This is a genomic window from Brachybacterium sp. 107, from assembly GCF_052379725.1.
Taxonomy (GTDB): Bacteria; Actinomycetota; Actinomycetes; order Actinomycetales; family Dermabacteraceae; genus Brachybacterium.
This window is the reverse complement of sequence record NZ_JBQSYW010000012.1, coordinates 118,960-132,578: the sequence shown is the minus strand read 5'-3', so window position 1 is coordinate 132,578 and position 13,619 is coordinate 118,960. Positions and strand designations below refer to the sequence as shown.

General features: G+C 67.7%; 17 protein-coding genes. 13 read left to right on the top strand and 4 right to left on the bottom strand.

Annotation, left to right across the window (positions count from 1 at the left end; translation table 11 throughout):
- Together ACT3UL_RS13685 and ACT3UL_RS13680 are read left to right on the top strand one after the other, a co-directional pair.
- On the top strand, positions 1-298 hold a 298-nt coding region (locus ACT3UL_RS13685), incomplete at its 5' end, for an integrase core domain-containing protein (protein WP_444578800.1).
- 162 nt (positions 299-460) lie between these two features.
- The gene (locus ACT3UL_RS13680; RefSeq protein ID WP_444578799.1) at positions 461-1,255 is read left to right on the top strand and encodes a class I SAM-dependent methyltransferase; all 795 of its coding nucleotides are present in this window, start codon (positions 461-463) and stop codon (positions 1,253-1,255) included.
- Here ACT3UL_RS13680 and ACT3UL_RS13675 read toward each other — a convergent pair.
- Positions 1,252-1,791: an MOSC domain-containing protein gene (locus ACT3UL_RS13675; protein ID WP_444578798.1), complete on the bottom strand. Its 540-nt coding sequence runs from the start codon at positions 1,789-1,791 to the stop codon at positions 1,252-1,254. The two genes, ACT3UL_RS13680 and ACT3UL_RS13675, sit on opposite strands and share 4 nt — an antisense overlap.
- 77 nt (positions 1,792-1,868) lie before the next feature.
- On the opposite strand from ACT3UL_RS13675, the gene ACT3UL_RS13670 reads away from it, so the two are divergent.
- The 3 genes from ACT3UL_RS13670 to ACT3UL_RS13660 are packed head-to-tail and all read left to right on the top strand — an operon-like array spanning position 1,869 to position 3,879.
- A complete protein-coding gene (locus tag ACT3UL_RS13670) occupies positions 1,869-2,495 on the top strand; it encodes a GNAT family N-acetyltransferase (protein WP_444578797.1) in 627 nt (208 codons plus the stop codon).
- Complete coding sequence (locus tag ACT3UL_RS13665) at positions 2,485-2,886, top strand: MmcQ/YjbR family DNA-binding protein (protein ID WP_444578796.1); 402 nt, start codon at positions 2,485-2,487, stop codon at positions 2,884-2,886. Before ACT3UL_RS13670 ends, ACT3UL_RS13665 begins: the two co-directional genes overlap by 11 nt.
- Before the next feature lie 9 nt (positions 2,887-2,895).
- On the top strand, positions 2,896-3,879 hold the full coding sequence (locus ACT3UL_RS13660; protein WP_444578795.1) for an endonuclease/exonuclease/phosphatase family protein: 984 nt from the start codon (positions 2,896-2,898) through the stop codon (positions 3,877-3,879).
- A 19-nt stretch (positions 3,880-3,898) separates the two neighbouring features.
- Here the strand turns inward: ACT3UL_RS13660 and ACT3UL_RS13655 are convergent, their stop codons facing one another.
- Positions 3,899-4,765, bottom strand: a complete 867-nt coding sequence (locus tag ACT3UL_RS13655; protein WP_444578794.1) for a helix-turn-helix transcriptional regulator — start codon at positions 4,763-4,765, stop codon at positions 3,899-3,901.
- A gap of 124 nt (positions 4,766-4,889) precedes the next feature.
- Between ACT3UL_RS13655 and ACT3UL_RS13650 the strand changes: the two genes are divergently transcribed.
- A complete protein-coding gene (locus ACT3UL_RS13650; protein ID WP_444578793.1) occupies positions 4,890-5,897 on the top strand; it encodes a hypothetical protein in 1,008 nt (335 codons plus the stop codon).
- Here the strand turns inward: ACT3UL_RS13650 and ACT3UL_RS13645 are convergent.
- Positions 5,841-6,539: a DNA alkylation repair protein gene (locus ACT3UL_RS13645; protein ID WP_444578792.1), complete on the bottom strand. Its 699-nt coding sequence runs from the start codon at positions 6,537-6,539 to the stop codon at positions 5,841-5,843. The genes ACT3UL_RS13650 and ACT3UL_RS13645 overlap by 57 nt on opposite strands.
- An 82-nt stretch (positions 6,540-6,621) precedes the next feature.
- Here ACT3UL_RS13645 and ACT3UL_RS13640 point away from each other — a divergent pair, with 82 nt between their 5' ends.
- Positions 6,622-6,969: an HIT domain-containing protein gene (locus tag ACT3UL_RS13640; RefSeq protein WP_444578791.1), complete on the top strand. Its 348-nt coding sequence runs from the start codon at positions 6,622-6,624 to the stop codon at positions 6,967-6,969.
- 72 nt (positions 6,970-7,041) lie between these two features.
- On the opposite strand, the gene ACT3UL_RS13635 is transcribed toward ACT3UL_RS13640, so the two are convergent.
- Positions 7,042-7,515 carry a GNAT family N-acetyltransferase gene (locus ACT3UL_RS13635; RefSeq protein ID WP_444578790.1) on the bottom strand — a complete coding sequence of 158 codons (474 nt, stop codon included), beginning with the start codon at positions 7,513-7,515 and terminating at the stop codon, positions 7,042-7,044.
- A 77-nt stretch (positions 7,516-7,592) separates the two neighbouring features.
- On the opposite strand from ACT3UL_RS13635, the gene ACT3UL_RS13630 reads away from it, so the two are divergent.
- From ACT3UL_RS13630 to prpB, 6 genes are all read left to right on the top strand, one after another.
- Entirely contained in the window at positions 7,593-8,432 is an 840-nt protein-coding gene (locus ACT3UL_RS13630) for a spermidine synthase (RefSeq protein ID WP_444578789.1), read from the top strand.
- A gap of 70 nt (positions 8,433-8,502) precedes the next feature.
- Complete coding sequence (locus ACT3UL_RS13625; protein WP_444578788.1) at positions 8,503-9,156, top strand: DUF6318 family protein; 654 nt, start codon at positions 8,503-8,505, stop codon at positions 9,154-9,156.
- Positions 9,157-9,817: 661 nt separating this feature from the next.
- Positions 9,818-10,315 carry a PKD domain-containing protein gene (locus ACT3UL_RS13620; protein ID WP_444578787.1) on the top strand — a complete coding sequence of 166 codons (498 nt, stop codon included), beginning with the start codon at positions 9,818-9,820 and terminating at the stop codon, positions 10,313-10,315.
- Between the two features lie 121 nt (positions 10,316-10,436).
- Positions 10,437-11,177 (top strand): GntR family transcriptional regulator, encoded by a 741-nt coding sequence (locus ACT3UL_RS13615; RefSeq protein ID WP_443402855.1) that lies wholly within the window; start codon positions 10,437-10,439, stop codon positions 11,175-11,177.
- Positions 11,174-12,691 carry an MmgE/PrpD family protein gene (locus ACT3UL_RS13610; RefSeq protein ID WP_444578786.1) on the top strand — a complete coding sequence of 506 codons (1,518 nt, stop codon included), beginning with the start codon at positions 11,174-11,176 and terminating at the stop codon, positions 12,689-12,691. The genes ACT3UL_RS13615 and ACT3UL_RS13610 overlap by 4 nt, the downstream gene beginning before the upstream one ends.
- A complete protein-coding gene (prpB, locus tag ACT3UL_RS13605; protein WP_444578785.1) occupies positions 12,691-13,599 on the top strand; it encodes a methylisocitrate lyase in 909 nt (302 codons plus the stop codon). The genes ACT3UL_RS13610 and prpB overlap by 1 nt, the downstream gene beginning before the upstream one ends.
- Positions 13,600-13,619 lie beyond the last annotated feature (20 nt).

Here is a 13,619-nt window from a genome sequence, read left to right as displayed (position 1 = left end):
ATACGTCTCGTTGGCCTACTCGGACGCGCTGATCACCGCCGGAGTCAAAGCATCAGTCGGCACCGTCGGTGATAGCTACGACAACGCCCTGGCCGAGACCGTTAACGGCCTCTACAAGGCCGAACTCATCCACCGTCACCGCACCTGGCCAACCGTGACCGCGGTAGAAATTGCGACCCTGGACTGGGTCAACTGGTGGAACACGAAGCGCCTCCACGAGGCCCTCGACTACCGCACCCCGGCCGAAGTCGAAGCGGCCTCCACTCGCCCCACGACGACCGCGCCCGCGACCGTCTAACCACGGAACGGAACCCAGGGCGCTTCAGTCAACCCTCTGGGAGCACGAGCCTCTACTCTGGCAAAGACACCGCCCGCGGAACGACGCATGGGCGCTCGGGCGCGATGCCGCACCGGAGCGTCTGCGAACCGTCGTGGGCGATGACTCCCTAAGGAGATCGAGATGGGTGGACAGGCAGCCGAGGATTGCTCCATCACGCATGCGGAGATCGCGGCGCACGATGACCAGCGCGATATCGGGAAGGCCGGATGGGCATCCCTCCGGGCGCTGTATGCCGAGGAGTTCGACGGAACTGTGTTGGATGCCGGCGGCGGGACGGGGATCTACGCCTCTGCCCTCGACGCTGCGGGGCTGGACGTCGTGCTGGCAGATGTCGACGAGCGCATGCTGGCTGCAGCTCGCGGCCGGGGCCTGCCAGCACATCGGGTCGTGCAGGCCGACATGACGGCTTTGCCCTTCGCTGATGCCTCGTTCGACGGAGCTCATGTCGCTCACGTGCTGCATGTCGTGGACGAGTGGCGTCGAGCGATCGGTGAGGTTTCGCGAGTGGTCCGCCCCGGGGGTGCCGTGCTGCTTGCTCTGGGCGGCGCCCATCAGCCGGGACCTGAGCTCGGGGAGATCTCGGCGCGGGTCGACGAGGAGATAGGCGGCATGGAGGCGGTCACTCGGGGGCAGGCCAGAGGATTGAACAGTCCGGAGGATGCAGATCACGCATTCGCGCTGAGCGGTTTGGATCTCGCGGCGATTCGCCGGATCGACGGTGTCCACGGGCGTGCTCTCGGGCAGGTGATCGATCGGATGCTGCTGAATCCGTACCGATCCACGGCCAGCCGGGAAGGACGTGCCCGGGCTGCCGAGCGCATCACGGCATGGGCGAAGGACCATTTCGGCTCGCTGGAACGAGAGATCGACGTTCCCGTCGGCATCGAGTACCGGATCTATCGCCGCAGGAGTTAGACCTTGGCGAGCGGGTGATGGGGCTCCGGCGGCAGCTCGACCGTGATCGGATCCGACGGGCGCACCGTGCCGCTGCGGGCCACGATGCCCATGACGCCGGTGAGCCTCTGGACCTCACCGGTGTCGTCCTTGCGGAGCACCCTCTTCAGCAACCCCGGTTGGAAGTCATTGATCTGCTGGCACGGGTTCCGCAGCCCGGTGACGACGATGACCGCGTCGCCGATGTGCAGGCGTGCCCCCACCGGGAGGGTGAGGAGGTCGATGCCCGCGGTCGTGATGTTCTCCCCCAGCTGGCCGGGCTCGACGACATGCCCGTCGGCCGCAAGCTCCTCGAACAGCTCCCGGTGGATCAGATGGACCTGTCGCAGGTTGGGCTGATCCGGGTCACGGGCGACTCTGCTGCGGTGCTTCACGGTGGTGCCGGCGTGCGCATCTCCGCGCACGCCGATCCCCTCGTCCAGCTCGATCGACGGAGCTCGATCCTTGCTGAAGGTGTGAGCGGCACTGACGTGGACGGAGACCACTGTGGAAGCCATGGAGCGATCATTCCAGAGGCCGCCCGGATCGAGAAGCAGCCTCCACCTGGTGAGTCGGTATCAGTAGGCTCCGCCCTATGACCATCTCCTTCACACGCCTGGATCCCGCTGGTCAGGACCGTGCCGCCCTCATCGACTTCATGACTCGGAACGACTTCCCGTTCCACGTGGGCGTGCACCCCAGTGCCGCAGACGTGGAAGGCGCGATCGGCAAGGGCGCCTACCGGGACGAGGACAACGACTCGTTCTGGATCGATCACCGCGAGCTCGGGCGCATCGGTTTTCTCCGCTTCGAGGACCTGAGCGAGGGCACGCCGCTGTTCGACCTCCGTCTCGGCGGCCCGTTCCGCGGCCGCGGTCTCGGAGTCCCCGTCCTCAGCGCGGCGACCGCCCACGTGGTCAGCACCATGCCGAGCGTGAACCGCTTCGAGGATCAGACCCGCGAGGACAACATCGCCATGCGCAAGACCTTCGTCCGCTGCGGCTGGCTCAAGGAAGCGCACTACCGGGAGGGCTGGCCGGTGAACGGAGGCGCACCGCTCGCCTCGACCGCGTACAGCATCCTGCGTCGCGATTGGGAGACTGGGCAGACGACCACGTTCGTCTGGGACGACCTGCCCGTCCGATCCACTGACCGTCAGACCCTCGGCCACGATGTGTCGCCCGCCGAGACCACGAAGGAGGCGCAGCACCATGGACGGTGACGCCCTGCAGGAGATCGCCCGCCAGCGCGCCGAGGAGCTCCCGGCAGCGGAGGCGACCCGCCCCTTCGGTCCGGAGTACGACGTCTTCAAAGTGATCGGCAAGATGTTCCTGCTGTTCACCGAGGTGCGCGGCGAGCAGATCGTGGTTCTGAAGGCTGACCCTCGGGATTCTGAGGCGCTGCGTCAGGCCCACCGGGACATCACGCCGGGCTATCACATGAACAAACGGCATTGGATCACGCTCGAGCCGGGCGGCGCGCTCGACGCCGACCTGATCCGAGAGCTGGTGACCGAGTCGTATCTGCTCGTCGTCGAGGGGCTGCCGCGAGCGAAGCGTCCCGTGGATCCACGCACCTTCGGCGAGCATCCGGGCAGCCCGCCCGTCTCATAGACTCCCCGCATGATTCGTATGGGGGTATCGATCCTGGGTTGGGGTCTGCTGGTCACGGGAGTGCTCGCATCGGCGGTGCTCCTGGTGCTGCGCCAAGTCACCGAGCTGCACAGCTGGCATCACTTCGTGATCGCCGCGGCGACGTTCATCCCGCTGCTGTGGATCCCGGTGCTGGTCGGCTGCGTCGGCCTGATCCTCGTGCTGAGGGCCCGGTGGCGGCTGCTCGGGGCTGCTGTCCTGGTGGCGGCGATGGCCGTCTTCGTCGTGCCGCTGCTCCCACAGGGCGAGAGGGAGGCCTATCCGGTCGCGGTCGGCGGCACCCTCACGGTCCTCTCGCTGAACCTCCAGTACGGCCGTGCCGACCTCGACGAGGTCGCGCAGCTGATCATCCCTGACGTCGACGTGCTCGCGCTGCAGGAGTACACACCGGGATTCGAGGAGCAGCTCGCGGGCGCGGGCATCCTGGAGCAGTTCCCGCATCGGGTGGGCAGCGCCGACACCGATGCGAGCGGATCGATGCTCCTGTCCCGCACTCCGGTCGAGGTCGCGGCGCGCACCGAGGGCACCGCTTTCGAGAACCTGATCGCCACCACCACGGTCGACGGCACGGACTGGCACCTCGGGGTGATCCACTCCGCGCCCCCGCAGCTGGGGGCCGACGTCTGGACCGACGATGCCGCCGCCGTCGGCCGCCTCGCCGAGCCGTATCTCGAGGAGAATCTGCTGCTGGTCGGCGACTTCAACGCGATCGACCAGCACCGCACGATGCGAGAGCTGACTGCTGGCGGAGGCCTGCGCGACCTCGCGGCGAGGCAGGAGGGCGACGGACCGGGATGGCATCCGACCTGGCCGACGGACTCATGGATCCCGCCCTTCGCGCGCATCGATCATGCGCTGGCGACCGACGCGGTGCTCGGCGGCGTCGCTGGGTACGAGACGGTCACCGGCAGCGACCACAGGGCCCTGCTCGTCGAGGTCGCCGCCCGCATCTGAGCAGCCATCCTCCGTCACGTCATGACGACGGAAGAACGGCGGAGCCGACCCAGCTCGCCAGCAAGGTCATGGCCTGCTCAGTGGGCGAGTTCGTCTCGTAGGTGTAGGTCAGCAGCGCGAGGTCCTCGTGCTCGGAGAGATCGAAGGACTCCCCGATGAACTCGATATCACCGACGACGGGGTGGTGGTACTTCTTGGGTCCCTTCCGGTACTTCAGCACGTCATGGGTGGCCCAGAGCTCGCGGAAGTGCGGGGACTGGGTGGACAGCTTCCCGATGAGGGCGAGCAGTTCTGGGTCATCCGGCGTCCTGCCGGCGCTCGTGCGCAGCAGGGCGACCTGGTTGCGGGCCACGCGCGACCAGTCGCCGTAGAAGGCCGGGCTGCGGGGATCCAGGAACACGAAGCTCGGCATGCTGAAGGGCAGCTCCAGCCGGTGATCGCCCTCCGCGTCGGCGTAGAGAGCCTGGCCGAGGGCGTTCGCAGCGACGATCTCCAGGCGGCTGTTCTGCACGAATGCGGGAAGGTCGAGGGCATCGAGGACCTTCTGCACCGTGGGCCTCACCGCGTGCCGGGCCCGTGAGCGCGGTGCCTGGAGCGGCGAGGGTCGGGCGGCGTGGAGCAGATTGCGCAGATGCTCGTGCTCGACCTCGTCGAGCTGCAGGGCACAGGCCACGGCGGCGAGCACCTCCGGGGAGATCCCGGTGGCCCGGCCCCGCTCGAGACGGTTGTAGTAGTCCACGCTGACGCCGGCGAGGTGCGCGACCTCCTCGCGCCGCAGTCCTGCCACGCGGCGCACCCCGCCGTAGGTCGGCACACCGGCCTGCTCCGGCGACAGCCGGGCACGACGGCTCGTGAGGAAGTCGCGGATCTCGGCTCTGGTGTCCATGGGTCCACCGTCGGCCGTAGGAGGGAACTAGAGGGAGGACCTGCCAGGGCGCCGCTCCGAGAGTGGAGTGCTCGAGATCCTGCCCCATGCGGTGTCGAGCGTTCCTGCTTCATACACTCTTCCTGTGTCCCACCTTCACCGCCCCGACGCTCCCCGCCCGGAGTCCCGCACCCACGTCCGGGACGCTCTCGTCTTCGCACGGCTCGGCGGCGCCGAAGCCATCGCATACTTCGAGGCGTCCGACCAGCAGGGTGCTGCGGAATCGCTCCTGCACTCGTATCCGGTCCCGCCGGGAAAGCAGAAGAGCGAGGAGCTGAGACAGCGTGGACTGGAATGCACCGCGGCGCTCCCCGAGCAGGGATACCCCGGGTTCACATCGTCAGTCCGGGTTGCCACGTGGCTCGGCTATCTCTTCCTCACGGCCGTCGTCCTCGCGGCAGGATGGGCAGTGGTCGCATTATTCGGTGGGGATCCTGAGGCCGATCCGGTCCTGCTCCCGGCAGGCCTTCTCTTCCTCCCGGTCGAGGAGATTCTGCTGCTGGCCCCGTTTCCCCTGATCATCCTCTACATCCCCTCCCACCTCGCAGTGCTGCGAAAGGAACGGATCACCGCTCGGGCCGTGCTGCGATGGGCGGCGGGCGAGGAGTCGACCAGGAAGCTCGGCATCCCTGCGAAGTCGCCGTTCGTCGGGATCGCAGCCACCTGGGAAGGACTGCAGTTCTGCGCGGGTGCCGTAGTTCTGATGAACGCCTTCTTGACGGTGTTCCTTTTTGCAGTCCGCCGGCCCGAGGACCCTTACGCAGTCTTTCTCCTGCCTGCCCTCTGCGCGCTGCCGTTCCTCGTCACCTATCTGTTCTGCGGTGGCCGGGCCCACGCCGCCAAGCGCCGCCACGCGCTGGTCGCCGATCGCCTGTACAGAGTGCCCGTTGACGAAGAGGTCTCCCTCCCGTCGTCGATCTCCCTGGAAGGGCTCTGCTATCCCGACGATGCCCGGGAGGTACCCGCACCCGAGGCGGAGGGCGACCGAGCTCCTGTGGTGGCGGCTCTCGAGGAGACCACGTGGACCTCGGACTTCTCAGCCTCCGCCGCCCCGTCGGACCATCTCGTCGATCCAGATCGGCGCGAACGGTGAGGTGCAGTTCGGTGGCGTCGGGTAGTCCTTGAGCACCTCCAGACGCACCCCGATCTCCCGTGCTCGCTCGCGCAGCTCGGGGTTGGTGATGCCGATCTGGGCCAGGCAGGTGTTCATGGCCCACTGCAGACGCTCCGGAGCGTCCTGCATCTGCGCCTCGATGAGATCCAGCAGCGCGCTCTGGTCGATCCCCTCGGGATTCTTCACGACACGGTCGCTGGTCAGCGCCCAGCCGGCGCTCGCGACCACGGGATCAGCGTCGGCGAACCAGGCCTCGCGCAGGGCCTCGCGATGGGGTCCCTTCAGCACGAGGTAGTTCACGAGCCAATCGTGCACCTTGGGCGAGCCGACCTCGCGGAGCATCGCGTCGAGCTCGTCCCGCTCGACTTCCTTCGGCCGCGAGAGCAGGATCGCGAGCAGCTTCGCGGCGCTGTCGCCGCTCCCCCACAGCTCGCGGGCCAGATCGGGCCGGGCTTTCAGTCGCTTGGCGATCGCGCGCAGCCGCGTGAGGTTCACGCCGTGATCGTCGCCGTGCCTCTCGTTGACCGCACGGACCCTGGGGTCCTCGAGGGCGGCCAGCTCCGCGAGCACCTCGTCGCGCTCGGCCTGAAGATCCGTCATCGTCGCACCGTGCTGCATCATCGGGCCCCCTTCGCGGTCATCGTGGCCTCAGGGTACTCATGGCCAGGCCGCGTACCGGTGCCCAGGCCGCGATACTGAGGGCATGGCTGATGCACTGACGTACACCGGATCCGACTTCTACTGCGACGTCGCGATCCCCGACCCCGGAGCCCTGGACGTGGTCCACGAGGACCCGAGCGTGCTCGCCTTCCACCACACCCGTCCCTTCTGGGACGTGCACATCGTCGTGGTCCCCAAGCGACACATCGCCTCGCTGACCACGGCTGGCCCCGAGGACGAGGCAGACCTGCGCGCCCTGCTGAGCGTCGTCCAGCAGATCGCCCGGGACGTCGAACAGGAGCATGGCGCCGCCGCCGTGCTCACGAATCTCGGCGCCTATCAGGACTCCAAGCATCTCCACGTGCACGTGCACTCGGGCGCCCGATGCTGACCGCAGCCCGTGCCGGAACTTGGGCTTGAGCCCCAGGCTCGAGACCCAAGGCACGAACCTGGGCCCCCGACATCACAGGGGGAGTTTGAACCCCACGTGGCTCGGGACGTATCCCAGGCGCTCGTAGAACCGGTGCGCGTCGACGCGCACCGCATCGGTGGTCAGCTGGGCGAGCGTCGCCCCGTGCTCCCGGCCCCAGTTCTGCGCCCACGCGAACAGGGCGCTGCCGAGCCCGGCGCCCCGCGTGGACTCGTCGACGCGGACGGCCTCGATCTGGAGCCGGGTGGCACCGCCGCGGGAGAGGGAGGGCATCAGAGTGAGCTGCATGGTCGCGACGATCTTCCCGGCCTCGTCACGCACCGCAACCAGGAGCTGGTTCTCGTCGGCGTCGATCCGGGAGAAGGCTTCTTCATAGGGCGCCAGGTCGGAGCTCTCCCGCTCACGACCCAGCACATCATCGCCCAGAAGGGCGACGAGAGCCGGAACGTCGTCGGCGCAGGCGCGATGGAGGGAGAAGGTCCGGCCGTCGAGGTCGAGAGTCTGCATCGAGCCATTGTCCCCGCTGGGTTCAGGCCCGACGCCGTTCGGCCGGGACCGCGCACGGCATCGACCACAATGAAGCCATGACCGCCTCGGAACTCACTCCCGCCTCGCAGCGCAGCGCGCAGCTGAGCTTCTCCGATCAGCCCGCGTGGATCATCAAGGACGAGGTCGACGGCGGCTGGGTGCTGCAGATCGGCGGCGTGGAGCAGTCCCATGTCGACCTGTCGGATCCGATGCACATCGTCCACGAATACCTGCGCCGCATGGCGAACGTCGTCGATGAGGCCTGGCCCACGGGGCAGCCGATCCGTGTTGCGCACCTGGGCGCCGGCGCCCTCACCCTCGCCCGGTACGTGCAGGCCACTCGCCCCGGATCACCACAGCTGGTGATCGAGATCGAGCGTGAGCTGCCGACGCTGGTGACCACAGCTCTTCCCCTGCCTCCCGGCACCGATCTCACGGTCATGATCGGGGACGCGCGCGAGGAGCTCGCCGCACTCGGCGACCGACGCTTCGATGCGCTCGTGATCGATGTGTTCTCCGGGGAGTCCTCCCCCGCGCACCTGGCCACCAAGGACTTCTATCTCGAAGCGCTCGACCACCTCGAGGCCGACGGGATGCTGCTGGTGAACATCGGCGACGACGCCGGCCAGCGCTTCGTGGCCCAGCAGGTCCGAGAGTTGGAGAATGCCACCTCGGAGCGTGGACTCTCCGGCGTCTGGACGCTGACCCATGCGTCCCTCCTGACCCGCCCGGCCGACGGGAACATGGTGCTCCTGGCCGGAGGAGCGCTCTCCTCTCCAGACGTCGAGACGTGGCGGAGCGCCTGGAAGAGGGAGGGTCCCCACCCTGCCGCGGTCCTGGATCCGGCCGAGACCATCGAGGCGTTCCGCTCCATCGGTCATCCACAATCTCGGTGATCGACGGACGGGGAACGCGGGTTGTGTATAGCGTTCAGGTCACCTGACGCCCATCCGGAAAGTACCCCCCATGCCCCGACGTCTCCTCGCCATCGCGGCTGTCGCCGCCCTGACCTTCACGTTCGCCGCCTGCGACGCCGGAGGCGACGGACCCGTCACGGAGCCTCCCCAGCAGGTCGGCACGAGCGACGGCGGCGGCGCAGCCCCCAGCGACGGCAGTGGAGCAGCGCCGAGCGACGGCGGAGGCGATGACGACCAGACGGTTGCGGCAGCGGACATCCCCGCCCCCGACCCTGCCGACTACTCCGGCATGGACAAGCACACTGCAGACGGCGCGACACAGGCGTTCCGGTACTACATCGCGGTCTCGATGTGGGCGCATCAGACGGGCGAGACTGAACTACTGGACTCGCTCCAATCGAATGACTGCGAGAGTTGCGATGAGTTCAACAAGGACGTCCCGCTCCTCGTAGAGCATGGTGAGTACTGGAGCCCGTTCACCATCACCGATGTTGGGTCAAAAATACATGAATCCGATAATTTTGATCACGAAATTGGATACTACTTCACCATCGGCCCGCACACGCGACCTAGCGACACCTTTAGTAGTAGATTCAAGGTTGACGAAATTCAATACATCACAGTCGGCGGAATGACGTGGTCTTCGGATCATTGGACAACCAAGGGTGTGGACGCAGAGTGGGGCGAAGATGCCTTTTCATGAGCCAACCATAGGGCCAACCGCTAAGCTTTTAAGTACGGCGATTCTGATAGCATTTATCACCCTAACAGGGATCCCGTCCGCGCTCGGAGATGAGACCTCGGGCGGAATCACCGACGACGCCTTCCGCACCCATGCTGAAAACTCCTGGGATGTGCCGACAGGTGCGACTGACAACAAATCGACAAGCGGTGTCAGTCGTGCCGACGAAGGCGCCTACTCGCCTAGCAAAAATCAAGAACAGAGGGGCGCCAACAAATCGTCACGTGGATCACGACCGCCCGTCCCTGACTTTTTCATTGAGTCCAGAACAGCAGAAACCCAGACCGGCTACTCCTGCACCACAGGCGCAGCGGGAACGAACTGCAACTCATCGCGCAACGCCTGCCAGGTCGGCACTGACTACAACATCAACAGCAATGGGGACGTTCTCGCCACGCCGTCATCACGCAGTGCACAAGGCGGCAGTCAAGATAAGGTCACCCTCGAAATCAATCGCGTCGACTCGGCAGATGGTTCCCGCGAACTCCTGGGGTACGACTGCCGCGCACCCGGTACCGCCACACCTCCCACAGGAGCGGGAGCCAGAACCGGAACCGGCGTACCCGCAGCAGACGCTTCCGCCCCGATCGTCATCACCGTCTCGCTGAGCGACTTCGCCGATATGCCGATCAAGCCCCTCGCAGCACATGCCGGTCCGACCGACGGCTGGCTCCCCGTCAACATGCCCAACGTGCTGTACACGGACACGAAGGCTCAGGAACTGGACGTCGAGCTGCTCGACACCCCCGTCGCCATCCGCGCCACGCCGACCTCCTACGCATGGGATCTCGGGGACGGGAACACGATCAGCACGGACAACCCCGGCAAGCCGTACCCCTCCGAGGTCGTCTCGAGCACGTACAGCGCCGAGGGCTGGTACGACATCACCCTCACCACCACCTTCATCGGGCAGTTCGCCGTGAACGGCGGGCCCTGGCAGGACATCGACGGCAGCATCGAGGTCGCCTCCGAACCCGTGCCGATCTACTCCAAGTCCCTCGAATCGCGCCTGGTCGACGGCGACGTTCCGGTCGACGACGGCGAGGACCCGTGGATCCCCGAGCGCACCTCCGACACCGAAGGCGCTCAGGACCCTCACGCGACGCACCGCACCGTCTGACCCCGAACGCCTCCACGGCGCGACAAGGCACAACGTCACCTCTGTATACATTTCGGTGCGCACACCCGGCCATCCCGGCCACGAAGAGCACGAACTGCGAGTCTGTGTATACAGTGTTCGTATGCGTGCAAGTGACCGGGCCTACCGCACCCTCCGTGAGGACATCCTCGAAGGCACCCTCGAGCCCGGGACCGTGCTGGGCGAGATCGAGCAGTCCGCTCGCCTCGGGATCTCCCGCACTCCCCTGCGCGAGGCCCTGGGCCGACTGGTCGCCGAAGGCCTGGCCGCCCCCTCCGCTGGGCGGGGAATGGTGGTCACCGCAGCCTCCCTCGCTGACGCGGGACAGCTCTTCGAACTCCGGATCGCCCTCGAGGTCCTGGCCGTGCGCCGTGCCGCCGAGGCCACGGCGCACGCCACTGCGGCCCACGACCCTTCCGCGCACGGCCGGTTCGCGGACCTCGCACGCAGCTTCGACCGCGCGATCTCCCCCTTGACAGAAGGCGCCGACCCCACCGACTACTACGCGCTGACCCAGGAGCTGGACCGTGCCGTGGACTCCACCTGCGGCAACGCCTATCTCGCGGACTCGCTGCGCGGAGTGCGGGTCCACCTCACGCGGCTCCGTCGGCTCTCCCGCCACTCCCCCGCGCGCCTCTCCGAGACCGCCCGGGAGCACGCGGCGATCGCCCGCGCCATCGCCGACGGCAACCCGGAGCTCGCCGCGGCCGCGACCGTCGTGCACCTCCAGCAGGCACTCACCCATCTCCGCACCGACCCCGACGACAGCCAGACTCCCCCACCGAGCACCCTCACCCACCCCGGCCGGATCGATCCCGCGCCGCTGAAGGAGACCACAGCATGAGGAACCACGACGTCCGCACCCACCGCTCCGACGAGAACCTGGCCCGGCCGGACCAGCTGGCCTGGGCCATGGCCGAGGTCGCCACCGACCCGGTCGAGGTCGAGACCGAGGTGCAGGAGATGATCATCAACCGCCTCATCGACAACGCGTCGGTGGCCGTCGCCTCCCTGAACCGGGCGCCCATCGTCTCGGCCCGGTCACAGGCGCTCAGCCATCCCGTCGCCACCGGCGGCAGCGGCGCGAGCATCGTCGGGATCACCGAGAAGAGCTCCCCCGAATGGGCGGCGTGGGCCAACGGCGTCGCCGTGCGCGAACTCGATTACCACGACACCTTCTTGGCCGCGGAGTACTCCCATCCCGGGGACAACATCCCCCCGATCCTCGCCGTCGGCGAGCATGCGGGTAGCTCGGGCCATGACCTCGTACGTGCCGTCGCCACGGGCTACGAGCTGCAGGTCGACCTGGTGCGGGCCATCAGCCTGCACGCCCACAAGATCGACCACGTCGCGCACCTCGGCCCGTCGGCCGCCGCGGGGATCGGGACCCTGCTGGGACTGGACACCGAGACGGTGTTCCAGGCCATCGGCCAGGCGCTGCACACCACCACCGCGACCCGGCAGTCGCGCAAGGGCGAGATCTCCACCTGGAAGGCGCACGCACCCGCGTTCGCCGGGAAGATGGCCGTCGAATCCGTCGACCGGGCGATGCGGGGGCAGACCTCTCCGGTGCCGATCTATGAGGGCGAGGACGGCGTCATCGCCTGGCTGCTGGACGGCCCCGACGCCCGCTACACGGTCCCGCTGCCGCCCCCCGGCGAGGCCAAGCGCGCGATCCTGGACACCTACACCAAGGAGCATTCGGCGGAGTATCAGGCCCAGGCGTGGATCGACCTCGCCCGCCGTCTCCACACCGAGCACCCGGAGGCCGGCGATCCGGACAAGGTCGAGTCGATCCTGATCCGCACCTCCCATCACACGCACTTCGTGATCGGTTCCGGGGCCAACGACCCGCAGAAGTACGAGCCCACCGCCTCCCGCGAGACGCTCGACCACTCGATCCCGTACATCTTCGCCGTCGCACTGCAGGACGGCGCCTGGCATCACGAGCACTCGTACGCCCCGGAGCGCGCCGGCCGCCGCGACACCGTCGCGCTGTGGCACAAGGTCACCACGCAGGAGGATGCGGAATGGACCCGGCGCTACCACTCCCTGGACCTGCAGGAGAAGGCGTTCGGCGGCGACGTGCGGATCACCCTCACCGACGGCACCGTCATCGAGGACAGCATCGCCGTGGCGGACGCCCATCCGCTCGGCGCCCGGCCCTTCGCCCGGGCGCAGTACGTCGAGAAGTTCCGTTCGCTGGCAGACGGCCTCGTGGACGGCGCGGAGATCGACCGCTTCCTGGAGACCGCGGCGAACCTGCCGGACCTCGCCGCCGGCGAGCTCGGCCAGCTCAACGTCCGCGCCGCTGCCGGAGTCGTCGACCTCACCGCCGGACCGAAGGGACTCTTCTGATGCTGAACTCCACCAGGACCCCCGCGCAGAAGCGCCAGGACCTGCGCGCCCTGCTCGAACCAGGAGCGGCCCAGCCCTTCCCCGGAGCGTTCACGCCGCTGTCCGCGAAGCTGATCCAGGAGAAGGGCTTCCCCGGCGCGTACATCTCCGGCGCGGTGATCGCCAACGAGCTCGCCCTGCCGGACATCGGGCTGACCACGCTCAGCGAGGTGGCCACCCGCGGCCGACAGATCGCCGCCGCCACCGATCTTCCCTGCCTGATCGACGCCGACACCGGCTTCGGCGAGCCGATGAACGTGGCCCGCACCATCCAGGAGCTCGAGGACGCTGGCCTGGCCGGCTGCCACATCGAGGACCAGGTCAACCCCAAGCGCTGCGGTCATCTCGACGGCAAGTCCATGGTGGATCTGGAGACCGCGACGCAGCGGATCCGCGCCGCGGCCGACGGGCGCCGCGACGACGGATTCCTGGTGATGGCCCGCACCGACCTGCGCGCGACCTCGGGGCTGGATGCCGCGATCGAGAGGATGAAGGCCCTGGTCGATGCCGGGGCCGACGCGATCTTCCCCGAGGCGCTCGCGGACCTCTCGGAGTTCGAGCAGGTCTGCGCCGCCCTGGACGTGCCCGTGCTGGCGAACATGACGGAGTTCGGGAAGTCCGAGCTGTTCACCCGGACCCAGCTGGCCGAGACGGGCGTGGCGATGGTGATCTACCCGGTCACACTGCTGCGCGCGGCCATGGGCGCTGCGGAGCGGGTGCTGGAGACGATCCTTTCGGAGGGTACCCAGGCCCCCCGGGTCGATGAGATGCTCACTCGCGCCCGGCTCTACGAGCTGGTGGACTACGAGGGCTACAACCGCTTCGACGCCTCGGTCTTCGATTTCGAGGTGCCCACCTCCCACCCCTGAGCACGTCCCACCACAACGCA